Source organism: Mycobacterium rhizamassiliense (assembly GCF_900157375.1).
In the GTDB taxonomy this organism is placed as follows: domain Bacteria; phylum Actinomycetota; class Actinomycetes; order Mycobacteriales; family Mycobacteriaceae; genus Mycobacterium; species Mycobacterium rhizamassiliense.
Genome location: NZ_LT721901.1, coordinates 5864034 through 5886195, shown reverse-complemented (window position 1 = coordinate 5886195; position 22162 = coordinate 5864034). Strand labels below are relative to the sequence as shown.

The 22162-nt window shown below is 69.1% G+C and carries 18 protein-coding genes; 12 read left to right on the top strand and 6 right to left on the bottom strand.

Annotated features, from left to right (window positions below):
- Positions 1-99 precede the first annotated feature (99 nt).
- The 6 genes from MRAB57_RS27720 to MRAB57_RS27695 all read left to right on the top strand — a co-directional run bounded on the left by MRAB57_RS27720 (position 100) and on the right by MRAB57_RS27695 (position 8486).
- Complete coding sequence (locus MRAB57_RS27720; protein WP_077090184.1) at positions 100-1137, top strand: uroporphyrinogen decarboxylase/cobalamine-independent methonine synthase family protein; 1038 nt, start codon at positions 100-102, stop codon at positions 1135-1137.
- Between the two features lie 34 nt (positions 1138-1171).
- Complete coding sequence (gene ligA / locus MRAB57_RS27715) at positions 1172-3253, top strand: NAD-dependent DNA ligase LigA (RefSeq protein ID WP_077090183.1); 2082 nt, start codon at positions 1172-1174, stop codon at positions 3251-3253.
- Positions 3250-4359 (top strand): cystathionine gamma-lyase, encoded by a 1110-nt coding sequence (locus tag MRAB57_RS27710; RefSeq protein WP_077090182.1) that lies wholly within the window; start codon positions 3250-3252, stop codon positions 4357-4359. The genes ligA and MRAB57_RS27710 overlap by 4 nt, the downstream gene beginning before the upstream one ends.
- 21 nt (positions 4360-4380) lie before the next feature.
- Positions 4381-4989 carry a TetR/AcrR family transcriptional regulator gene (locus MRAB57_RS27705; RefSeq protein ID WP_245836026.1) on the top strand — a complete coding sequence of 203 codons (609 nt, stop codon included), beginning with the start codon at positions 4381-4383 and terminating at the stop codon, positions 4987-4989.
- A 144-nt stretch (positions 4990-5133) separates the two neighbouring features.
- Complete coding sequence (locus tag MRAB57_RS27700) at positions 5134-5580, top strand: MmpS family transport accessory protein (RefSeq protein ID WP_216823766.1); 447 nt, start codon at positions 5134-5136, stop codon at positions 5578-5580.
- Positions 5577-8486, top strand: coding sequence for an MMPL/RND family transporter (locus MRAB57_RS27695; protein ID WP_077090179.1), 2910 nt, complete (start codon positions 5577-5579; stop codon positions 8484-8486). The genes MRAB57_RS27700 and MRAB57_RS27695 overlap by 4 nt, the downstream gene beginning before the upstream one ends.
- Here the strand turns inward: MRAB57_RS27695 and MRAB57_RS27690 are convergent.
- Positions 8483-9142: an ACT domain-containing protein gene (locus tag MRAB57_RS27690; protein WP_108638019.1), complete on the bottom strand. Its 660-nt coding sequence runs from the start codon at positions 9140-9142 to the stop codon at positions 8483-8485. The genes MRAB57_RS27695 and MRAB57_RS27690 overlap by 4 nt on opposite strands.
- Positions 9143-9215: 73 nt before the next feature.
- Between MRAB57_RS27690 and gatC the strand changes: the two genes are divergently transcribed.
- Both gatC and gatA read left to right on the top strand, forming a co-directional pair.
- Positions 9216-9515: an Asp-tRNA(Asn)/Glu-tRNA(Gln) amidotransferase subunit GatC gene (gene gatC, locus MRAB57_RS27685; protein WP_077090177.1), complete on the top strand. Its 300-nt coding sequence runs from the start codon at positions 9216-9218 to the stop codon at positions 9513-9515.
- 8 nt (positions 9516-9523) lie between these two features.
- Positions 9524-11005 carry an Asp-tRNA(Asn)/Glu-tRNA(Gln) amidotransferase subunit GatA gene (gene gatA, locus MRAB57_RS27680; RefSeq protein WP_077090918.1) on the top strand — a complete coding sequence of 494 codons (1482 nt, stop codon included), beginning with the start codon at positions 9524-9526 and terminating at the stop codon, positions 11003-11005.
- Here gatA and MRAB57_RS27675 read toward each other — a convergent pair whose 3' ends face one another.
- The 3 genes from MRAB57_RS27675 to MRAB57_RS27665 are packed head-to-tail and all read right to left on the bottom strand — an operon-like array spanning position 11006 to position 15472.
- Positions 11006-12988 (bottom strand): serine/threonine-protein kinase, encoded by a 1983-nt coding sequence (locus MRAB57_RS27675; protein ID WP_077090176.1) that lies wholly within the window; start codon positions 12986-12988, stop codon positions 11006-11008.
- A 34-nt stretch (positions 12989-13022) separates the two neighbouring features.
- A complete protein-coding gene (locus tag MRAB57_RS29470) occupies positions 13023-14939 on the bottom strand; it encodes a serine/threonine-protein kinase (RefSeq protein WP_077090175.1) in 1917 nt (638 codons plus the stop codon).
- A 38-nt stretch (positions 14940-14977) separates the two neighbouring features.
- The gene (locus MRAB57_RS27665; RefSeq protein WP_077090174.1) at positions 14978-15472 is read right to left on the bottom strand and encodes a hypothetical protein; all 495 of its coding nucleotides are present in this window, start codon (positions 15470-15472) and stop codon (positions 14978-14980) included.
- Positions 15473-15624: 152 nt separating this feature from the next.
- On the opposite strand from MRAB57_RS27665, the gene MRAB57_RS27660 reads away from it, so the two are divergent.
- The 3 genes from MRAB57_RS27660 (at position 15625) to gatB (ending at position 19382) form a co-directional block, all read left to right on the top strand.
- Complete coding sequence (locus MRAB57_RS27660) at positions 15625-16656, top strand: ATP-dependent 6-phosphofructokinase (RefSeq protein WP_077090173.1); 1032 nt, start codon at positions 15625-15627, stop codon at positions 16654-16656.
- 48 nt (positions 16657-16704) lie between these two features.
- On the top strand, positions 16705-17760 hold the full coding sequence (locus MRAB57_RS27655) for a MinD/ParA family ATP-binding protein (RefSeq protein WP_083743552.1): 1056 nt from the start codon (positions 16705-16707) through the stop codon (positions 17758-17760).
- A 107-nt stretch (positions 17761-17867) separates the two neighbouring features.
- Positions 17868-19382, top strand: coding sequence for an Asp-tRNA(Asn)/Glu-tRNA(Gln) amidotransferase subunit GatB (gene gatB, locus MRAB57_RS27650; protein WP_077090172.1), 1515 nt, complete (start codon positions 17868-17870; stop codon positions 19380-19382).
- 6 nt (positions 19383-19388) lie between these two features.
- On the opposite strand, the gene MRAB57_RS27645 is transcribed toward gatB, so the two are convergent.
- Positions 19389-20510 carry a PQQ-dependent sugar dehydrogenase gene (locus tag MRAB57_RS27645; RefSeq protein WP_173813978.1) on the bottom strand — a complete coding sequence of 374 codons (1122 nt, stop codon included), beginning with the start codon at positions 20508-20510 and terminating at the stop codon, positions 19389-19391.
- Between the two features lie 242 nt (positions 20511-20752).
- Here MRAB57_RS27645 and MRAB57_RS27640 point away from each other — a divergent pair, with 242 nt between their 5' ends.
- The gene (locus tag MRAB57_RS27640; RefSeq protein ID WP_077090916.1) at positions 20753-21595 is read left to right on the top strand and encodes a DoxX family protein; all 843 of its coding nucleotides are present in this window, start codon (positions 20753-20755) and stop codon (positions 21593-21595) included.
- 4 nt (positions 21596-21599) lie between these two features.
- Here MRAB57_RS27640 and MRAB57_RS27635 read toward each other — a convergent pair whose 3' ends face one another.
- Positions 21600-21938, bottom strand: coding sequence for a PH domain-containing protein (locus MRAB57_RS27635; protein WP_077090915.1), 339 nt, complete (start codon positions 21936-21938; stop codon positions 21600-21602).
- Between the last annotated feature and the right edge of the window lie 224 nt (positions 21939-22162).

Here is a 22162-nt window from a genome sequence, read left to right as displayed (position 1 = left end):
AAATGCACCTTTCCGGGGCTTTCCAGAGTAATCGCGTCGCGATGGTCACATCGGGAGGCGGCGCCACCCCCGCGGCACGACGTCGAATACGGTTGCCGGGTGACTAATTTCGCGGCCGGTTTCGCCGGCGTCCTGCCGAAGGCCACCGGCACCGGATCGTGGCCGGGAACCTCGGCGCGCGCCGCCGCCGAGGTCGTCGTCGGCGAATTGGCGGACGCGATCGCACACCTCGTCGAATTGCCGGCCAGGGGAGTGGGCGCCGACCTGCTCGGCCGCGCCGGGGCGCTGCTGGTCGACGTGGCCATCGACACGGTGCCGCGCGGCTACCGCATCGCCGCCCGGCCGGGCGCGGTGACCCGCCGCGCCCGCAGCTTCCTCGACGAGGACATGGATGCGCTGGAAGAGGCGTGGGAAACGGCCGGCCTGCGCGGCGGCGGGCGGGTGGTCAAGGTGCAGGCCCCCGGCCCGATCACGCTGGCCGCCGGGCTCGAGCTGGGCAACGGCCACCGGGCGATCACCGACCCCGGCGCGCTGCGTGACTTGGCGGGGTCGCTGGGCGAAGGCGTCGGGGCGCATCGCGCGGCGCTGGCCCGCCGGCTCGACACACCCGTCGTCGTGCAGCTCGACGAGCCGTCGCTGCCCGCGGCGCTGGCCGGACACCTGACCGGGGTGACCGCGCTGAGCCCGGTCGCCGCGCTCGACGAGGCGGTAGCGGGTCCGCTGCTCGACACCTGCGTCACTGCCGCGGGCGCCGACGTGCTGGTGCACAGCTGCGCGGCCGGCCTGCCGTGGAATCTATTGCAGCGCAGCACTATTCGTGCGTTATCGGTCGACGCCGCGACGCTGAAGGCGGCTGACCTGGACGGCATCGCCGCGTTCGTCGAGTCGGGCCGCACCGTCATGCTGGGGGTGGTCCCCGCGACAGCCCCGGCCAAGCGGCCGTCGGTCGAGGAGGTGGCCGCGGCGCTCGTCGCGGTGACCGACCGGCTCGGGTTCGGTCGCTCGGCGCTGCGCGACCGCATCGGGGTCACCCCGGCCTGCGGCCTGGCGACGGCGACCCCGGAGTGGGCCCGCATTGCGATCGAGCTGGCGCGCCAGGCCGCCGCGGCCTTCGCTGAAGACGCGGACTCCATCTGAAGGGCCTGTCGGGCGCCTTCGATAGCCTGCGAGGGTGAGTTCGCCAGAGGCTGACCCCACGGTGTCCGATCCCTTGGGCGCCGACGTTCGCCGGCAATGGCGTGAACTGGCCGACGAGGTGCGCGAACACCAGTTTCGCTACTACGTGCGCGACGCGCCGATCATCACCGACGCGGACTTCGACGTCCTGCTGCGGCGGCTGGCCGCGCTCGAGGACGAGCACCCCGAGCTGCGCACGCCCGATTCGCCGACCCAGCTCGTCGGCGGCGCCGGGTTCGCCACCGACTTCACTTCGGCCGACCACCTGGAGCGGATGCTGTCGCTGGACAACGTGTTCAGCACCGAGGAGTTCGACCAATGGGCCGCGCGCATCCGCGCCGACATCGGTAACGACGTGCCCTACCTGTGCGAGCTCAAGATCGACGGCGTCGCGCTGGCGTTGGTCTACCGCGACGGCCGACTGGTGCGGGCGGCGACCCGCGGCGACGGCCGCACCGGCGAGGACGTCACGAACAACGCGCGCACCATCGACGACGTCCCCGAAAAGCTGACGGCCGCCAAGGGCCACCCGATACCCGCCGTCCTCGAGGTGCGCGGCGAGGTGTTCTTCCGGGTCGCCGACTTCGAGGCGCTCAACGCGTCGCTGGTCGAAGACGGCAAGGCGCCGTTCGCCAATCCGCGCAACAGCGCCGCGGGCTCGCTTCGGCAGAAGGACCCGGCCGTCACCGCCCGCCGCAAGCTGCGGATGATCTGCCACGGGCTCGGGCACATCGAAGGCTTCCGGCCGGCGACGCTGCACGACGGCTACCTCGCGCTGAAGGCCTGGGGGCTGCCCGTCTCCGAGCACACCACCCGGGTCCAGAGCGCGGCCGGCGCGCTGGACCGCATCGCCTACTGGGGCGAGCACCGCCACGACGTCGAGCACGAAATCGACGGTGTCGTAGTCAAAGTCGACGACGTGGCGCTGCAACGCCGGCTGGGCTCCACCTCGCGGGCGCCGCGCTGGGCGATCGCCTACAAGTACCCGCCCCAAGAGGTGCAGACCAAACTGCTCGACATCCGGGTCAACGTCGGACGCACCGGGCGCGTCACGCCGTTCGCGTTCATGGAGCCGGTCACGGTGTCCGGATCGACGGTGGGACTGGCCACGCTGCACAACGCCGCCGAGGTCAAGCGCAAGGGCGTGCTGATCGGCGACACCGTGGTGATCCGCAAGGCGGGCGACGTGATTCCCGAAGTGCTGGGTCCCGTGGTCGACCTGCGCGACGGCACCGAACGCGAATTCGTCATGCCCACACACTGTCCCGAGTGCGGCACCGAGCTGGCTCCGGCGAAGGAGGGCGACGCCGACATCCGCTGCCCGAATTCGCGGTCGTGCCCGGCGCAGTTGCGGGAGCGGGTGTTTCACGTCGCCGGCCGCGGCGCCTTCGACATCGAGGCGCTGGGGTACGAGGCCGCCATCGCGCTGCTGGGCGCCGGGGTGATCTCCGACGAGGGAGACCTGTTCTCGATCACCGAGGATGACCTGCTGCGCACCGAGCTGTTCACCACCAAGGCCGGCGCGGTGTCGGCCAACGGCAAGCGGCTGCTGGCCAACCTGGACAAGGCCAAGTCGCAGCCGCTGTGGCGGGTGCTGGTGGCGTTGTCGATCCGGCACGTCGGTCCGACCGCAGCACGGGCGCTGGCAACGGAATTCGCCGAGCTGAAGGCCATCGAAGAGGCGTCGACGGAACAGCTGGCCGCGGTCGAGGGCGTCGGGCCGACCATCGCCGCCGCGGTCACCGAGTGGTTCACCGTCGACTGGCATTGCGCGATCGTCGAGAAGTGGCGCGCGGCCGGTGTGCGGATGGCCGACGAGCGCGACACCAGCACGCCGCGCACGCTGGAGGGACTCACCATCGTCGTCACCGGTTCGCTGACCGGCTTCTCCCGCGACGAGGCCAAGGAGGCGATCCTGGCGCGCGGCGGCAAGGCCTCGGGTTCGGTGTCGAAGAAGACCGACTACGTCGTTGCGGGGGACGCGCCCGGATCGAAATACGACAAGGCGGTCGAGCTCGGGGTGCCGATCCTCGACGAGGACGGCTTCCGCACGCTGTTGGCCGAGGGGCCGCAGTGACCGGTTACGGCGACTCCACCCGAACCGTCAAAGCCGTTGATTCCCACATCATTCCGGGTCAGCCGGTGGCGCCGCAGGCGGTGCTCGCCAGCGCCTATCACCTGTCCGCCGACGAGTCGGAATCCTTGGACAGCTACGGCCGCTACTCCAATCCGACGTGGCGGCAACTGGAGTCGGCGCTCGCGGAGCTCGAAGGGGCGACCGACGCGCTGGTGTTCGGCTCGGGCATGGCGGCCATCGGCGCCGCGCTGCGCGCGCTGGCCACGCCCGGGTCGACGTTGGTGGTGCCGGCCGACGGCTACTACCAGGTGCGCCGCTTCGCCACCGAAGACCTGGTGCCGTCGGGTGTGACGGTCATCGAGGCGACCAGTTCGCAGATCTACGACGCTGCCGACAAGGCCGACGTGGTGCTCGCCGAGACTCCGACGAACCCCGCGCTGGATGTCGTTGACCTGCAACGGTTGGCGGCGATCTGTCATGGTCGCGGCGGGCGGCTGATGGTGGACAACACCGCCGCAACCCCGCTCGGCCAGCAGCCGCTGTCGTTGGGCGCCGACCTGGTGGTCGCCAGCGCCACCAAGGGCCTGTCCGGCCACAGCGACCTGCTCGCCGGATACGTCGCCACCAGCCGGCCCGAGGTGATCGCCGCGGTGCAACGCCAGCGCCTGCTGGCCGGCGCGATCCTCGGCGGCTTCGAGGCGTGGCTGGTGCTGCGCAGCCTCGGCAGCGCCGGACTGCGATTCGAGCGGCAATGCCGCAACGCGCAGGCGGTCGCCGAGATGCTGGCGGGCCATCCCGCCGCGCGATCGGTCCGTTACCCCGGCCTCGCCGACGATCCGTCGCATCCCGTCGCGGCCGCGCAGATGCGGCGCTTCGGTTCACTGGTGTCGGTCGAATTCGCCGATGCCGCCGCGGTGCACGCGCTGGTGGCGCGCAGCGAGTTGCTCATCGCGTCGACCAGCTTCGGCGGCCTGCACACCGCGGTGGACCGCAGGGCGCGCTGGGGCGACGCCGTCGCCGACGGCTTCGCCCGCATCTCGCTGGGCATCGAAGACACCGACGACCTTCTCGCCGACATCGAACGCGCCCTCAGCTCGCGGTCATAGCCCCGCAGCCCGAGCGGTTCTATGGTGGGCGCTATGTCCCAGGCCGCCGGCGAGTGCCCGCAGGCCTCGCCGTGGTCGCCGCGCGAGGCCGAGATATTGGCGGTGACCCTGCAGTTGTTGCAGGAACACGGCTACGACCAGCTGACGGTGGACGCGGTGGCCGGCGAGGCGCACGCCAGCAAGGCCACCGTCTATCGCCGCTGGCCCTCGAAGGCCGAACTGGTGCTGGCCGCCTTCACCGAGGGGGTCCGCCTGGTTGGGGACCCGCCCAATACCGGCACCCTGCGCGGCGATCTGCTGCACCTGGGGGAGGCGATCTGCCAGGAGGGCGGGCAGCACGCCGGCACCATCCGCGCGGTGATGGTCGAGGTGTCGCGCCATCCGAAGCTCAACGAGGTCTTGCAGAACCAATTCCTCAAGCAGCGCAAGGCCGTGCTCCAGCACGTGCTGCGCCAGGCCGTCGACCGGGGAGAGATCTCCGCCGAGGTCGTCACCGACGAGCTCTGGGACCTGTTGCCCGGCTACCTGATCTTCCGGTCCATCATCCCGGACCGGCCGCCCAACCGTCGCACCGTGCAAGCGCTCGTCGACGGGTTCCTCATCCCGGGCCTGACCAGAACCAGCGGTTAACCGCCTAGCCACCGATGTGTACGGTCGCGTCTCTTGAACAGTACGGTCCAGTACCGTACTGTCAGAGCGATCGACGACCCTTGCGGCAGGCAGTGGTCGTGGTCCTAGAGTGAGCGAGACGCCCGACCATCGAAAGGCCGACGGGTGAAGGCGATTTCCCTTTCCAGGCTCGTTAGACGCGGCTGGATGGTGCTGGTCGCGGTGCTCGTCCTGGCCATCACCGGGTTCGCCATCTTCCGGTTGCACGGGATCTTCGGCTCGCACAACAACACGACGGCCAACAGCGGCTTGTCCAACGAGATCGTCCCGTTCAACCCCAAGAAGGTGGTGCTCGAGGTCTTCGGCTCGCCCGGCGCGGTGGCAACCATCAACTACCTTGATGTCAACGCCCAGCCGCAGCAGGTCAGAAACGCGCCGCTGCCTTGGTCATTCACGATCACCTCGACGGAGCCCGCGGTCGTCGGCAACGTCGTGGCCCAGGGCAACGGAGACACGCTGGGCTGCCGCATCATCGTCAACGGCGAAGTCAAAGACGAACGCACCGTCAACAAGGTTGACGCCTACACCTTCTGTTTGGACAAATCCGGATGACCCCACCAGAGAACCCAGATGAACCCCGGCGGTCCCGCGTGCCGCGGACCATCCGTCGGCTCGCGCTGCCGATCCTGCTGTTCTGGATCGCGCTGGCCGCCCTCACCAACATCACGGTGCCGCAGCTGGAAGAGGTTGGGCGAACCCACAATGTCGCGCTGAACTCGCCGGATGCGCCGTCGCTCAAGGCGATCAAGCGCATCGGTGAAAAGTTCAACGAGTTCGACACCGACAGCACGGCGATGATCGTCCTGGAAGGTGACAAGCCGCTCGGCGCGGACGCCCATCGCTTCTACGACGAGATGATCCGCAAGCTCGAGCAGGACCGCAAGCACGTCCAGCACGTGCAAGACTACTGGGGCGACACCCTGACCGCGGCGGGATCGCAGAGCAGCGACGGCAAGGCCGCCTACGTTCAGGTGAATCTCGCCGGTAATCAAGGCTCGGCGATGGCCAACGAGGGCGTCGGGGCGCTGCGCGACATCATCGACCACATGCACCCACCGCCGGGCGTCAAGGTCTATGTCACCGGCGCGGCCCCGCTGATCTCCGACCAGTTCGACGTCGGCAGCAAGGGCACCGCGAAGGTCACCTCGATCACCGTCGGGGTGATCGCGCTGATGCTGTTCTTCGTCTACCGCTCGGTGCTCACCACGCTGCTCGTGCTCGGCACGGTCCTCATCGAAATGTCCGCCGCCCGAGGCCTTGTCGCCTTCCTCGGCAATGCCGGGGTGATCGGGCTGTCGACCTACGCGACGAACCTGCTGACGCTGCTGGTGATCGCCGCAGGGACCGACTACGCGATCTTTTTCGTGGGGCGCTATCAGGAGGCGCGCGGCGCCGGCGAGGATCGCGAGACCGCCTTCTACACCATGTATCGCGGGACCACCCACATCGTGCTGGGCTCCGGGCTCACCGTCGCCGGCGCGGTGGCCTGCCTGAGTTTCACGCGGCTGCCCTACTTCCAAAGTCTGGGCATCCCAGCGGCATTGGGCATCCTGGTCGCGCTGTGTGCCGCGCTGACGTTGGGCCCGGCCATCCTCACGCTGGGTGCCAGGGTGGGCATCTTCGATCCCAAGCGGGCGATGAGGACCCGCGGCTGGCGGCGCATCGGCACCGCCATCGTGCGCTGGCCCGGTCCCGTGTTGGCCGCGGCCTGCGTGCTGGCCCTGGTGGGCCTGCTCGCCCTGCCCGGATACAAGACCAGTTACGACACCCGCCCCTACATGCCCGCCAGCGCGCCGGCCAATGTCGGCTACACCGCGGCCGAGAAACACTTCTCGCGCGCCCGGCTGGAGCCCGAATTGCTGATGCTCGAATCCGATCACGACATGCGTGATCCGGCCGACATGCTCATCCTGGACAAGGTCGCCAAGGCGGTGTTCCACGTGCCCGGCATCGCGCAGGTGCAGACCATCACCCGGCCGTTGGGCACCCCGCTGGTGCATAGCTCGCTGGCGTTCGTGATCAGCAACCAGAGCGCCGCGCAGCAGGAAAACCTTACCTATCAACGGGATCGGGCCGACGACGCCCTCAAGCAGGCCAACGAGCTGTCGAAGACCATCAACATCCTCAAGCAGCAGTACACGCTGCAGCAGCAGCTCGCCGACGCCACGCACAGCGAGACCCAGAACTTCAAGGACACCATCACCACGATCAACGACCTGCGCGACAAGCTCGCCAACCTCGACGACTTCCTGCGGCCGCTGCGCAGCTACTTCTATTGGGAAAAGCACTGCTACGACATTCCCGCCTGCTACGCGATGCGGTCCACGTTCGAGGCGCTCGACGCCACCGACCAGCTGAGCGCGAAGTTCGAAGACCTGGTGGCGACGCTGGACAAACTCGACGCGCTGCAACCGAAGCTGGTGGCGCTGATACCGCCCCAGATCCAAAGCCAGGAGACCAACCGCGATCTGACCCTGGCGAATTACGCGACGCTGTCCGGCATTTACGCGCAGACCGCCGCGGCGATCGACAACGCGACGGCGCTGGGGCGGGCCTTCGACGCGGCCAAGAACGACGACACCTTCTACCTGCCGCCCGAGGTATTCGACAACCCCGACTTCAAGCGCGGGCTGAAGCTGTTCCTCTCACCCGACGGCAAGGCCGTCCGGATGATCGTCACGCATGACGGCGATCCCGCCACCACCGAAGGCATTTCGCACATCGATCCCATCGCCAAGGCCGCGCATGAGGCCCTGAAGGGCACGCCGATGGCCGATGCCAAGATCTATCTCGGCGGCACCGCGGCCACGTACAAGGACATCCAGGACGGCGCGAAGTACGACCTGATGATCGTGGCGTTCGCCGCGTTGAGCCTGATCCTGTTGATCATGATGCTCATCACGCGAAGCCTGATCGCCGCGCTGGTGATCGTGGGCACCGTGGCCCTGTCGCTGGGTGCCTCGTTCGGGCTGTCGGTGTTGGTCTGGCAGTACCTGTTCGGCATCCAGCTGTACTGGGTCGTGTTGGCGCTGGCCGTAATCCTGCTGCTGGCAGTCGGTTCCGACTACAACCTGCTGTTGATCTCGAGATTCAAGGAAGAGATCCATGCCGGGCTGAAGACCGGCATCATTCGCGCGATGGCGGGCTCGGGTTCGGTGGTCACCTCCGCCGGCCTCGTCTTCGCAATCACCATGTGCGCGTTCGTGTTCAGCGGCTTCCAGGTACTCGGTCAGATCGGGACCACGATCGGCCTGGGATTGCTGTTCGACACGCTGATCGTGCGGTCGTTCATGACGCCTTCTGTCGCAACACTTCTCGGTCGCTGGTTCTGGTGGCCGCAGCGAGTGCGGCCGCGTCCGGCCAGCACGATGCTGCGACCCTACGGGTCGCGCGCGGCGGTGCGCCAGCTGCTGCTGTGGGAAGACGACGATCCCGTCGTGGCGTCAAAAACGCACTAGCGCAGCACGGTGGCGACGATCCCGGCCAGATAACCCAGCCGGGCCACCTCCGAGGGCCGGAACTCCGGGCCGGGACGGCCCAGCACGATGGCCGTGTGCGAATCACCCAGCGGGGCAGCGACCATCGTGATGTCCATGTCGCGCCAGGCCTGCGGCACCCAGTCCGCGCTGCCGTCGAGCGTCGCCGCCTGGTCGATGGGCAGCCAGGGGGCCGACGCCGCCCGCGTCTCCGGGGCGCTCTGGCTGGCGGCGAGGCGCTGCAGCTCCCCGTCGTCGGAGCGGCGCAACACCGTGCACCAGCTCACCCGCAACACCCTGGGCGCCTCGTCGGCCAGCACCTGCAGCCTGGCCGCGCGGCCGCTCGCGGCCGCGACGTGATCGAGGAGCTCCAGCTCGCGGTGTGCCTCCAGCAGACCGGTGTGCGGACGGACGCTGTCCACCCGCACGCCGGACAGCGACTCGGCCGCGGTGATCAGCGTGTCGGGCATCGCGCCCGGCGGCAGTTCGATCACCAGGTCGTCGATCGCGTGGCCTCTGGTGCGCTCCACCACATCCAGCGACAGGATGTCGGCGCCGACCGAACCGAGCGCGACGGCCAGCGAGCCGAGGCTTCCCGGGCGGTCGACCAGCTCGATGCGCAATAGATAGGACGGCACGCGCCCACTGTCGCACAACGCTGTTTCCATGGCATTTCGGCGGGGCTCACGGTCGAGGCTAGGCTTTTCGCTCGTGTCCCAGATCTCCCGCGACGAGGTGGCCCACCTGGCCCGGCTGGCCCGGCTGGCGTTGACCGATGCCGAGCTGGACAGTTTCGCCGGCCAGCTCGACGCCATCATCACCCACGTCAGCCAGATTCAGGCCGTCGACGTCACCGGCGTCGAGGCCACCGACAACCCGCTCAAGGACGTCAACGTCACGCGTCCGGACGAGACGCGGCCGTGCCTGACCCAGCAGGAGGCGCTCGCCGCGGCGCCGTCGGCCGTCGATGGCCGCTTCGCCGTCCCGCAGATCCTCGGAGAAAGCCAGTGACGGCGCCATTGAATGACATTCTGCGAGCTGACGCGGCGACCCTGGCCGCCCAGATCGCCGCCAAGGAGCTGTCGTCGGTCGAGATCACCCAGGCCTGCCTGGACCAGATCGAAGCGACCGACGAGCGCTTCCACGCCTTCCTGCATGTGGCGGCCGACCAGGCGCTCGCGGCGGCGGCCGCCGTGGACAAGTCGCTGGCCGCAGGCGAGCAGCCGCCGTCGGCGCTGGCCGGGGTGCCGCTGGCGCTCAAGGACGTGTTCACCACGACGGACATGCCCACCACCTGCGGCTCCAAGATCCTCGAGGGCTGGCAGTCGCCGTACGACGCGACCGTCACCGCGCGGCTGCGCACGGCGGGCATCCCGATCCTGGGCAAGACCAACATGGACGAGTTCGCGATGGGCAGCTCGACGGAGAACTCGGCCTACGGCCCCACGCGCAACCCGTGGAACGTCGACCGCGTGCCCGGCGGCTCCGGCGGTGGCAGCGCGGCGGCGCTCGCCGCCTTCCAGGCGCCGCTGGCAATCGGGACCGACACCGGCGGCTCGATCCGCCAACCCGCGGCGCTGACCGCGACCGTCGGCGTCAAGCCCACCTACGGCACGGTGTCCCGCTACGGGCTGGTGGCCTGCGCGTCGTCGCTGGACCAGGGCGGGCCCTGCGCGCGCACCGTGTTGGACACCGCGCTACTGCACCAGGTGATCGCCGGCCATGACCGGATGGACTCCACCTCCATCGACGCCGCGGTGCCCGACGTGGTCGGCGCCGCCAAGACCGGCGCGGCCGGCGACCTCAAGGGCGTGCGCGTCGGGGTGGTCAAGCAGCTGCGCGGCGAGGGCTACCAGCCGGGCGTGCTGGCGTCGTTCGAGGCCGCGGTGCAGCAGCTGACCGAACTGGGCGCGCAGGTGAGCGAAGTCGACTGCCCGCACTTCGACCATTCGCTGGCCGCCTACTACCTGATCCTGCCGTCGGAGGTGTCGAGCAACCTGGCCCGCTTCGACGCGATGCGCTACGGGCTGCGCGTCGGCGACGACGGCAGCCACAGCGCCGAGGAAGTGATGGCACTGACGCGGGCCGCTGGATTCGGACCAGAAGTCAAGCGGCGCATCATGATTGGTGCCTACGCGCTGTCGGCGGGCTACTACGACGCGTATTACAACCAGGCGCAGAAGGTGCGCACGCTGATCGCGCGTGACCTCGACGAGGCGTACAAGTCCGTCGACGTCCTGGTCTCGCCGGCCACCCCCACCACCGCATTCGCGTTGGGCGAGAAGGTCGATGACCCGCTGGCGATGTACCTGTTCGACCTGTGCACGCTGCCGCTGAACCTGGCCGGCCACTGCGGGATGTCGGTGCCGTCCGGGCTGTCGCCGGACGACGGCCTGCCGGTGGGGCTGCAGATCATGGCGCCCGCGCTGGCCGACGACCGGCTCTACCGGGTCGGCGCCGCCTACGAGCTCGCCCGCGGTGCGCTGCCGTCGGCGATCTGACTACTGCCCCCGCGGCACGTAGGTGGGCGGCTGTGCCGACAGGTCGGCTTGGGAGTCCACCGTGTAGGTAGAGCGCAGCGGCACCGTCTGGGAGTGCAGCGTCGCCTGGGCGCTGTAGTAGAGCGTTCCGGTGATGTGCACCCGCAGTGTCTTGGGGTCGAGTTCGTAGTTCATGTTTTGGGTGCTCTGCAGCTTGATGAGCTTCTGCGAGTTGGGTTCGACCCCGGTGTTCTGGGTTACCGGGCAGCCGCCGGGCGGGCAGCATCCCTCCGGGGGCGCGACGCCGGCGAAGCAATAGACGAGCCTGCGGTCGAGGGCGTCGAGCGAGGCCTGGCGACCGGCGTCGTTGAGCGTGATGACCGGGGCGATGGTCGGCGGGTGCGCGGTATTGGTCAACGCCTCCAGCAGCAGCGGCCTCGTGTCCGCGGTGATGTCGATGTAGCGATTGGACGACGAAACCTGCGGTGTCCCAGGGAATACCGAGATGGTGGTGGCGCCGTCGATGCTGGCGCCCGAAACCGTGAGCGCCTTCATCGCGGCGTCGGCGTTGGGCGGCGGGGTGATCGTGACCGCGATGGTGGTCGCGTCGAGCTTCCACTGGCCGTCCTTCTTGTGCGCCGAGATCGCGGTCTGCGACGGGGTGGGCCCGAAGTGGGCCGACAACGTCAGGTGTTGGGTATCCGAAGGGACATCGGCATTTTGGGTCGGGTCGATGGTCACCATGATGTCGGTGATCGGCGTCGCGGACAGCTGCGCGTTGAGGGTCTTGTCGGTGAGCAGCTGCGGGGTGGCGGGCTGCTGCGTGCTCAGCGACAACACCGTGCGCGCGTCCCCGGTGGCCAGCGCCTCCAGATAGTGCTGGCCGGCCAGGCGTGCGCCATCGCGATCCTGGGCGGCGAGCGCGGCGGCGTCGGGCCCGCCGAACTTGTGGACCGCAACGATGGCGGCGCCCACCAGCACGGCGATCGCGGCCAGGGCCGAAACCAGCCCGAGGACAAGGCGTTTCCGCTTGCGCCTCGGCGGGCCCGGCTGCCACTGCGGTGGCGGGGACCCGGGATAGCCCGAAGGCGGCGGGGGCATGGGCCCGCCGTGCGGCTGAGGCGGTGGCGCGGCAGCAGGCTGCTGTTGCAGCTGGGCGGCCAGCGCCGCGGCGAATTCACCGCACCGGCCGAAGCGCTGCGCGGGATCCTTGGCCAGTGCGCGGGCGAAAGTCGCGTCGGTGGTGGACAATTCGGGCCGGGTGGCCCCTGGGCGCGGTGGGGCGGCGGTCAACTGCGCGTTGATGACCGCGATGGGGTTGGCGTGTGAGAACGGGCGCTCGCCGGTGAGCAGCTGATAAGCGGTCGCGGCCAGCGCGTATTGGTCGGTGCGGCCGTCGATCTTGGCGCCGCGGAGTTGTTCGGGCGCGCTGTAGTTGAGGCTGTGGCCGATGACCGTCGTGGTGGTGTCGGTCACGGCCTGTGTGGCATCCGCATCGTCGGCGGTGGGGCGGGCAATGCCGAAGTCGCTCAACAGGATTCGTGGTGCACTGCCGTCGTCGGGTCGGCTGATCATGATGTTTTCGGGTTTGACGTCGCGGTGCAGGAGCCCGAGGTGATGCGCGTGGTCCAGGGCGTTGGCCACCGCGCTGACCACTTCCACGACCTCGCCGGCCGAGAGCCCGCCCTGGCGGCGCTCGGCCAGCACGGCGGTCAAGTTGGGGCCGTTGACGTAGTCCATGGCGATCCAGAGCCGGCCGTCGTATTCGCCGCGGTCGTGCACTCCCACGATGTTGGGGTGCCACAGCCCGGAGGCCTGGTCGGCCTCCTGATTGAACCGCCGCTTGAAATCGGGGTCGGCCGACAGGTCGGCGCGCAGGATCTTCAGCGCTTCGAACCGGGGCAGGCGGGGGTGGCGGGCCAGGTACACCTCGCCCATCTCGCCGCTGCCGAGCAACCGCGTCACCGTGTAGCCGGCGAATTGCTCGCCCTCACTCAACGGCATTGGGGCTCACTTTCCTTATTCGTCATTCGGCTGGCTATCTTCCCCCGCCGGGGCGGGCGTAGGTCGGTCGATCTTTCGTGAGATCCACCGTTCCGGCGGCGTTGTAGGTCACGGTGGCGGTGGTCTGCGAGTGAGCGATATAGACGACGCTGCCTGACACGGTCACCACCATGGTGTTCGGGTCGAAGGCGAACTGGGCTTTGGAAAAGTCACCCGCGCCGGTGATCGACACGGTGCTGTCGTTGTTGCTGAGGGAACCGCACTCCGGTGGTGGGGCGACTCCCTGGTAGCAATAGTGCTCATCGTTGTCGACGGCCGTCTTGGCGGCGGCGAGGCCCTTGTCGTTGAGGGTCGCGACGGGCTGGATCGTCGTGGGGCTGCCGTTGCCGGTCAGCGCGTTCAGTAGCACCGGTGGCGCTTGCGCGGTGATGTCGATGAAGCGGTTCGACGACGAGACCGCAAGTGCGCCAGGGAAAACGGCGATCGACGAGGCCCCATTGGCCGGGACGCCGAATACGGCGACCGCCTTGTACGAGGCGTTGGTCACGCCGGGTGTGCCGATGTTGACGGGAGCGGTGGCGTTGTCGAGCTTCCAGTCATTTCCGTTGCGGCGCAAGGCGACTCGGGCCTGGGAAAGGGTCTGGCCGAAGCGGGCCGACAGCATCACGTATTGCACGCTGTTGGGATCGTCGCCGGGTGCCGCAGGGGCCGAGGTGACCGCGATGTCGGTGATCGGGGACGACGCGAGCTGGGCGCGCAGCGTGTCGGCGCTGACCCACTGCGTGTCGGCCGGCGCCTTGGCGCCCATCGACAACGCGGCGGCGGCGTCCCCGCGGGACAGCGCCTCGAGGTAGTGCTGGCCGGCCAGCCGGGCGGCGTCCTGCGCCTCCGCCGCGTTCTGGGTGGAGTGGCCGCCGCCGTCGGAGGGGATGGCGAGGTAGCCGGCCACCGCCGCGACGGCGATCACGGCGGCCGCGACGGCGGCCACCCGCAGCGCGCGCCCGCGCCTCTTCGGCGCGGGTCCCTGCGTGTGCGTCGGCGGCGGCGCGGGCCAGCCCGGGTAGCCGGCGGGCGGCGCCGTAGGCGGGATCGATTGGGGATGTGCCGAGATCCGGAGCTGGGCAGCCAGGGCCGCGGCGAAGTCGCTGCACCGCCCGAAGCGCTGTCGAGGATCTTTGGCCAGCGCCCGGGCGAACACTGGGTCGGCGGCGTCCAGGTCGCGCCGTATCGCGCCCGGCACGGGCGGGGGAGCCGTCAGGTGGGCGCTGATCACCGCCACCGCAGGCAGATTGGCGAACATCTTGACGCCGGTCAGTAGATAGTAGGCCGTTGCGGCAAGCGAGTACTGGTCGGCGCGGCCGTCGAGCGGGGCGCCCATGAGTTGTTCAGGCGAGCTGTAATTGACCGTGCCCATCGCCATGTTGGTGGCCGTCAAGCCGGTGGTGTCGTCGATGGGGCGCGCAATACCAAAGTCGCTCAACAGGATTCGGGGCGAACTTCCGTCATTGGGTTGGCTGACGATGACATTGGCCGGCTTGACATCGCGGTGCAGCAGGCCCTGGCGATGGGCGTGGTCCAGGGCGTCGGCCACCGCGCTGACGATGGCGACCACCTGGTCGCGCGGCATTCCGGTCCGATAGCGCGAGCTCATCAACTCGCCCAGGTCCGCGCCGTCGACGTAATCCATCGTGATCCACAGCTGGCCGTCGAACTCGCCGCGGTCGTGCACCCCGACGATGTGGGGGTGCCACAGCCCGGCGGCCAGCTCCGCCTCCCGGTTGAACCGCTGCTGGAAATCGCGATCCGCGGACAGATCCGGGTGCAGCACCTTGAGCGCTTCAAAGCGCGGGAAGCGTGGGTGGCGGGCCAGATACACCTCGCCCATGCCGCCGCTGCCAAGCAGCCGCACCATCGTGTAGCCGGCGAACTGTTCGCCGTCTCTCAACGGCATAGCGTCTCGATCCGCATAACCACTTTTCTCGTCTCGTCTCAGGTAGCTGATGGCTCGGGCAGGCGGCGGCGCCGGCCGCCGCGCGGGTTGCGGGCGACCGCCCATCGATCGTGGAAGGCCTGGACGGACGCCCTGGTGTAGAACCGGCCCGCGGCGCAATGGACCACGGGCGCGGGAAAGTCCGGGTCGTCGGCGAGCTTTCCGGCACGCTGGCGCGACACGCCCAATTCGCCCGCGATCTCGGTGATGCCGATCAGGTCGAGATTCAAAGCTTCCGGGTGCGCGGCGAAGTCGGCGGTGCTCTGCACCAGCAGGCGTATCGGCGTCAGCAGCAGCCCGGTGGTGTCGGCCGCCCGCAGGCCGGTGTCGGTGGCGGCTTCGAGCGAGTCGGCCTCGACCTCGAGCGTGATCTGCAGCCGGCCGCTGCGCGCGTCATAGCTGACGTCGGCGGGACCCAGCCCGCGCGAGAGCGCCGCGGTCTCGTCGGGCGTCAGCGCCGCGGCGGTGTAAGTGAGCTGCGCGGTCCAGGTCATGGCGCGGTCGTCCCCCAGTTTCGGCGCGTTGCGTCTGCGCTCCCTTGGGCCATCGTGGGGCATAACTGTTGACAGGCGCAATAGTGCGGCTTGGTTCGGCGCATCTGAGGCCAATTCCCGCCGCGGGCCGTTCTCACAGGCAAGATGAAGGCATGCGGATCGGAATTCTCACGGGCGGTGGCGATTGTCCCGGCCTCAACGCCGTCATCCGGGCGGTCGTGCGCACCTGCGACTCCCGGTACGGCTCGTCGGTTGTCGGCTTCCAGGACGGGTGGCGCGGGCTGCTGGAGAACCGGCGCATCCAGCTACAGAACGACGAACGCAACGACCGGCTGCTGGCAAAGGGCGGAACCATGCTGGGCACCGCCCGGGTGCATCCCGACAAACTGCGGGCCGGGCTGAACCAGATCAAGCAGACATTGGACGACAACGGCATCGACGTGCTGATCCCCATCGGCGGCGAGGGCACGCTGACGGCGGCGCACTGGCTGTCCGAAGAGAACGTGCCGGTGGTCGGTGTGCCCAAGACGATCGACAACGACATCGATTGCACCGACGTGACTTTCGGTCACGACACCGCGCTGATGGTCGCCACCGACGCCATCGACCGGTTGCACAGCACGGCCGAATCGCACCAGCGGGTGATGCTGGTCGAGGTGATGGGCCGGCACGCCGGCTGGATCGCGCTGAACGCCGGGCTGGCCTCCGGCGCGCACATGACGCTGATCCCCGAGCAGCCCTTCGACGTCGAAGAGGTGTGCCGGCTGGTCAAACGGCGCTTCCAGCGCGGGGATTCGCATTTCATCTGCGTGGTCGCCGAGGGCGCCAAACCCGTTCCTGGCTCGATTGCGTTGCGCGAGGGCGGAATTGACGAATTCGGCCACGAGCGCTTCACCGGTGTGGCCGCGCAGCTCGCCATCGACGTGGAGAAGCGGATCAACAAGGAAGTGCGGGTGACCGTGCTGGGCCACGTCCAGCGGGGCGGCATCCCGACGGCCTACGACCGGGTGCTGGCCACCCGGTTCGGGGTCAACGCCGCCGACGCCGCGCACGCCGGCGAATACGGGCAGATGGTGTCGCTGCGCGGCCAGGACATCGGCCGGGTGCCGCTGGCCGATGCGGTGCGCCAGCTCAAGCTGGTGCCCGAAAGCCGCTACGACGACGCCGCGGCTTTCTTCGGATAGCCCCATATTGTGGTTTAGCTAACACCGGGCAGCGGCTATACGGCTGCCATGAGCAACCGCGGCTCCGTGCGCGGACCTGGTCAGCGGCAGGCCGCTCCACCGGCGTGGCAACTCGACGCCAGCTCGACGGCGGCCACCGTGCCGGAACCGGTACAACGCGTGCGGCGGGGCGTGGCGTCGCTGCGCCGCGACGTGACGCTCGGTGGGTTGGCCCTCGACGGGCCCGATCAGCAGGAATCCCCGTTCAGCGCCGGCACCAGCTGGCGGGACATGCTGCGCCGGGCGACCGGCATCGACCTGGGCCCCAGCAAGGGCTCGGCGCACGAGGACGACCTGCGCCGCCGCATCCGCACCGGCATCGGCGGGGTGTTCCCCGTCGCGGTCCTGAACTTCAAGGGCGGCGTCGGCAAGACCTCGGTGGTCGAGGCGCTGGGCTCGACCTTCGCCGATGTGCGCAACGACCGGGTGATCGCTGTTGACATCGATGCCGGCGACCTGGTTGAACGGCATGGTCGCCGCAACCCGCTGAGCATGGCCGACCTACTCGCCGACAATTCGATCACGCAATACCGCGAGGTCCGGGCGCACACCTACATGAACAGCTTCGGGCTGGAAGTGCTCGGACTGCCGGACTACGGCCGCACCGATTGGCGGCTGGGACGCTCGGGCATCGTCAAGGCGTTTTCGGTTCTGCGCAAGCACTATTCGGTCATGTTGGTCGACTGCGTGAAGGCGATCAATTCCAGCGTGATGGACGCCGTGCTGCCCGAGGCTCGGGCGCTGGTGGTGGTCACCGGTGTCTCCAGCGACGCGGTGCGCAAGACCCGGACGACGCTGGACTGGTTGTGCAACAACGGATACCGGCGGCTGCTGGGCAGGACGGTGCTGGCCGTCAACAATGCCGGCCCGGACAAGCCCGACCGGGTGGTCGCCAAGGAACTGGAGGCGCTGTCGGCCCGCGTCGCCGCCACCGTGGAGCTGCCCTTCGACCGGCATGTGCGCGAGGGCAAAGAGATCGGCCTGGACCGGTTGAGCAAGGACAGCAGGCGCGGCTACCTCGAGCTGGCCGCCGCGCTGGCCGACATGGTGCCGGGCCGGTCCTGACAGTCGGCCCGCAGCACCGGGCGGGCAAGCGTCGGACACTAGGTTGATGGTGGCGGCCCGCTTCGCCCGGCTTCGCCGCCCTCGCGACCGCCACTACGATCGACGGCATGAGTGTTGCTGCCAGCGCCGATGTCATGGACTACGACGAGGTCCTCGAGCGCTTCGATCCGGTCCTGGGCCTCGAGGTGCACGTCGAGCTGTCCACCGCGACCAAGATGTTCTGCGGCTGTTCCACCGGATTCGGCGCCGAACCCAACACCCAGGTGTGCCCGGTCTGCCTGGCGCTGCCCGGTTCGCTGCCGGTGCTCAATCGGGCCGCGGTGGAGTCGGCGATCCGCATCGGGCTGGCGCTGAACTGCGAGATCGTGCCGTGGTGCCGGTTCGCCCGGAAGAACTACTTCTACCCGGACATGCCGAAGAACTACCAGATCTCGCAGTACGACGAGCCCATCGCGATCAACGGCTACCTCGAGGCGCCGCTGGACGACGGCAGCACCTGGCGGGTCGAGATCGAGCGCGCGCACATGGAGGAGGACACCGGCAAGCTCACCCACATCGGCAGCGAAACCGGCCGCATCCACGGCGCGACCACCTCGCTCGTCGACTTCAATCGCGCCGGCGTGCCCCTGATCGAAATCGTCACCAAGCCCATCGTCGGGGCCGGGGCCCAGGCGCCGCAGATCGCCCGGGCTTATGTGACCGCGCTGCGGGATCTGTTGCGCGTCTTGGACGTATCCGATGTGCGGATGGACCAGGGCTCGCTGCGCTGTGACGCCAACGTATCGCTAAAGCCAACGGGGACAACAGAATTCGGTACCCGCACCGAGACCAAGAACGTCAACTCGCTCAAGAGCGTCGAGGTCGCGGTGCGCTACGAGATGCAGCGCCAGGCCGCGGTTCTCGTGTCCGGCGGCCAGATCATCCAGGAAACCAGGCACTTTCAGGAGGTCGGCGGCACCACCAGCCCGGGCCGCGCCAAGGAGACCGCGCAGGACTACCGCTATTTCCCCGAGCCGGACCTGGAACCGGTCGCGCCCAGCCGCGAGCTGGTCGAGCGGCTGCGGGAAACCATCCCGGAGCTACCGTGGTTGAGCCGCAAGCGGATTCAGGACGAATGGGGCGTCTCCGACGAGGTGATGCGCGACCTCGTCAACGCCGGCGCGGTCGACTTGGTGATCGCGACCGTCAAGCACGGGGCGCCCAGCGAGCAGGCGCGCGCCTGGTGGGGAAACTTCTTGGTGCAGAAGGCCAATGAGGCCAACATCGCGCTCGACGAACTGGCCATCACCCCGGCGCAGGTCGCGGCCGTGGTGGCGCTGATCGACGAGGGCAAGCTGTCCAACAAGCTGGCCCGCCAGGTCGTCGAGGGTGTGCTGGCCGGCGAGGGCGAACCCGCGCAGGTGATGACGGACCGCGGTCTGGCGCTGGTGCGCGACGACTCGGTGACACAGGCCGCCGTCGACGAGGCCCTGGCCGCCAATCCCGATGTGGCGGAAAAGATTCGCGGCGGCAAAGTTCAAGCGGCCGGCGCGATCGTCGGCGCGGTGATGAAGGCCACCCGGGGCCAGGCCGACGCGGCCCGGGTTCGCGAGCTGGTGCTGGCGGCCTGCGGCCAGAGCTAGCGCCCGCTAGGTCTTGTCGTCGTTGTTGCGCGGGAAGCCGCCGCCCTGCGGGAACAACGGGAACACCACGTCGTCCAGCTTCTCGGCGTCCCCGGCGGTCTTGTTGACCGTTGCGCCCCAGATGTTTCCGTCAGGCGACATCCGCAGCGCCCACGCGTGGGCGTGAGTGTCCTTCCGGACGACCTCGGGCTCACCGGTGACCGCACCCGTCGCGGGCGCAAGCCGAATCGCCACGGTCATTTTGGTGTTGATCAGGTTGACCATGATGGTGCCGTCCATCGCAGCGCAGCCGGCCACGCCCGGCTTGTCCGGCCAGGTCCACACCGTGGACACCTGAGAGTTCTTGGTGATGCGCTGCAGCCGGTCGGCGCTGGGGGTGCGGTCGGCGACGTACAGCGAGCCGTCGACCGGGTCGGTGCACAGGCCGCCGCCGGAGCCGACGCCGGACAGCGCCGTCGTCGGCGGCGCCTGGCCCACGGTGGTGGGCTGCTCGATGCGCAACACCTTGCCGGCCAGTGATCTGGGATCGGCGGCCATCGCCGGGTTGCCCGCATCGCCGGTCATGACGACCAGCGTGGTGGGGCTGGTGAACATCAACGCCCCCATGTTGCCGGTGGCGCCCTTGGGGATCCCGGTCAGGATGTCCTTCGGAATGTCACCGTCGGCGATCCGGATCACCCGGTTGTCGGTCGGGGTGCTGATGTAGGCGTACATCAGGCGGTCCTGCGTGTAGGTGGGCGACATCACGATGTCCATCAGTCCGCCGTCGCCGGACGGGTCGACTGGGATGACGACCTTGACCTTCGGCTCGGCGCTGACCGCGATCTCCTTGACCGCCCCGGTGGTGCGCTCGGCGACCAACGCGGTTTTGCTGTCGGGGCCCATGATGAGGCCGCTGGTGCTCTCCAGGCAGCCCTGCATCACGCCGGGCGCCGGGCACTGCTTGGGAAAGGGGTTGGGCGGCAACGGCGGCGGCGGGGGAGGCGTCGAGCTGGGCTGTGGCTTGAGTTCCGGATTGGTGGTGAACGGCGCGGAGGCGGCGTCGTTGAACCGTGCACAGCCGGTCGACACCAGCATCAGCGCACACAGCGCAGCAAGCCCGCCCCGCATCGAGCGCCGTAACCGCATGAACGACAGGCTACGGACATGGCGGGCTCCGATGCCACACGCCTGCCGGGTGTGAGCGCACGGGCCGGTCGCGCCGGACCTTCGGGTGGGGGCCGGTTTTCGGCGTGCGTTCACCCGTTCGGAACCACCGCGAGACCATTTCGGGACCAACCGGGCGCATTTGGTGGTTCGGCGACCGATTTCCCGGCGAAAGCGCCGCTCAAATCCCCAATCTGGCGCGAAATGCCCTTACCCTGACACCCGTGACCAGTCAACCTCATGACGCCCCTTGGCAGCGGCCCGGCGAAGCTCCGGAGCCGGCTCCGGGCCGTCCCGCCGCAGCACGCTTGGTCGATCCCGAGGACGACCTGACGCCGGTCGGCTACCCGGGCGATTTCGGGCCCACCACCGTCATCCCGTACCAGGAACTGAATCAGGGGGCCAGCCCCGCGGGCGGGGCGTACCACCCCCTCGACCAGCAGGAGCCGCTGCCGTACGCCCAGCCGCAGGCGGCGCCCCGGCATCTGGCCGCCGAGCCGGCGGAGATCGAGCCGCACGACGACCACGACCGGCACGACGACATCGGCCGCCGCGGCACCCAGAACCTGGGTTTGCTGGTGCTGCGGGTGGGGCTCGGTGTGGTGCTGGGCGCCCACGGTTTGCAGAAGCTGTTCGGCTGGTGGGGCGGGCAGGGGTTGGGCGGGCTCAGGAACTCCCTGGCCGACGCCGGCTTCCAGCATGCCGACATCCTGTCTTACGTGAGCGCCGGCGGTGAGCTCGCCGCGGGCGTGCTCCTGGTGCTGGGGCTGTTCACTCCGGTGGCCGCCGCGGGCGCCTTGGCGTTCCTGATCAACGAGCTGCTGGTCAGCGTCTCGGGACGGCCGCACACGTTCGCGTACTTCCTGCCGCAGGGGCACGAATACCAGATCACGCTCATCGTGCTCGCTGTGGCGATCGTCTTGGCCGGGCCCGGCCGGTACGGCCTCGACGCCAACCGGGGCTGGTCGCATCGGCCGTTCATCGGATCGTTCGTGGCCCTGCTCGCGGGCATTGCCGCGGGTATCGCGGTGTGGGTGCTGCTCAACGGCGTCAACCCGATCGCCTGACGCCCTACCGGTAGGGGTTGGGCACCCACCCGCCGCTGGCCATCGTCAACTGCGGCAACGTCGCGAAGCTGACGGCGGGCAGCCGCAGCTCGCCCCCGCTCTTGAGCCGGGCGCGCGCCCACGACCCGCGGTGAAAGCGCAGCCCGTCGATGTCGTCCCAGCGCACCGTCTGGCTGCCCACGAGCTTGCGCACGGTCACGCCCCGCGCGTCGGCGACCGTGCGCAGCCGGGCGATCATCGCCGACAACAGCACCGGGATGACAAGCAGCGGAGCCGATACGGGCCAGGCCAGCACCGGGATCAGCAGGCCCAGCGTCAGGAATGCCACGGCGATATGCGCCATCGGAGAGACCTTGATGATCAAGGGCGAGTCGGCGGGTGTCGGGGCAGACGAACCAGGGGCCACTCGCTCATCATTTCATCCGCCGCCCGCGCGGCCGCGATCCGCTCCTGCGGCAGCGGATTTGACGGTTGACCTGTGCGAAGGCTACCGTCGGGGGCTATGGATACCGCCGGAACGCCCGGGATGCTCGTAGTACTTAGTCAGCGCGTTGGTGTCTGACTAGC

What these genes read in the sequence shown, in the direction of transcription:
- MRAB57_RS27705 (WP_245836026.1), top strand. Translation starts at nt 4,381, where the DNA reads ATGGTGGGCGCTATGTCCCAGGCCGCCGGCGAGTGCCCGCAGGCCTCG.
- MRAB57_RS27695 (WP_077090179.1), top strand. Translation starts at nt 5,577, where the DNA reads ATGACCCCACCAGAGAACCCAGATGAACCCCGGCGGTCCCGCGTGCCG.
- MRAB57_RS27675 (WP_077090176.1), bottom strand. Translation starts at nt 12,988, where the DNA reads ATGCCGTTGAGTGAGGGCGAGCAATTCGCCGGCTACACGGTGACGCGG.
- MRAB57_RS29470 (WP_077090175.1), bottom strand. Translation starts at nt 14,939, where the DNA reads ATGCCGTTGAGAGACGGCGAACAGTTCGCCGGCTACACGATGGTGCGG.
- MRAB57_RS27665 (WP_077090174.1), bottom strand. Translation starts at nt 15,472, where the DNA reads ATGACCTGGACCGCGCAGCTCACTTACACCGCCGCGGCGCTGACGCCC.
- MRAB57_RS27660 (WP_077090173.1), top strand. Translation starts at nt 15,625, where the DNA reads ATGCGGATCGGAATTCTCACGGGCGGTGGCGATTGTCCCGGCCTCAAC.
- MRAB57_RS27655 (WP_083743552.1), top strand. Translation starts at nt 16,705, where the DNA reads ATGAGCAACCGCGGCTCCGTGCGCGGACCTGGTCAGCGGCAGGCCGCT.
- gatB (WP_077090172.1), top strand. Translation starts at nt 17,868, where the DNA reads ATGAGTGTTGCTGCCAGCGCCGATGTCATGGACTACGACGAGGTCCTC.
- MRAB57_RS27645 (WP_173813978.1), bottom strand. Translation starts at nt 20,510, where the DNA reads ATGCGGTTACGGCGCTCGATGCGGGGCGGGCTTGCTGCGCTGTGTGCG.
- MRAB57_RS27635 (WP_077090915.1), bottom strand. Translation starts at nt 21,938, where the DNA reads ATGGCGCATATCGCCGTGGCATTCCTGACGCTGGGCCTGCTGATCCCG.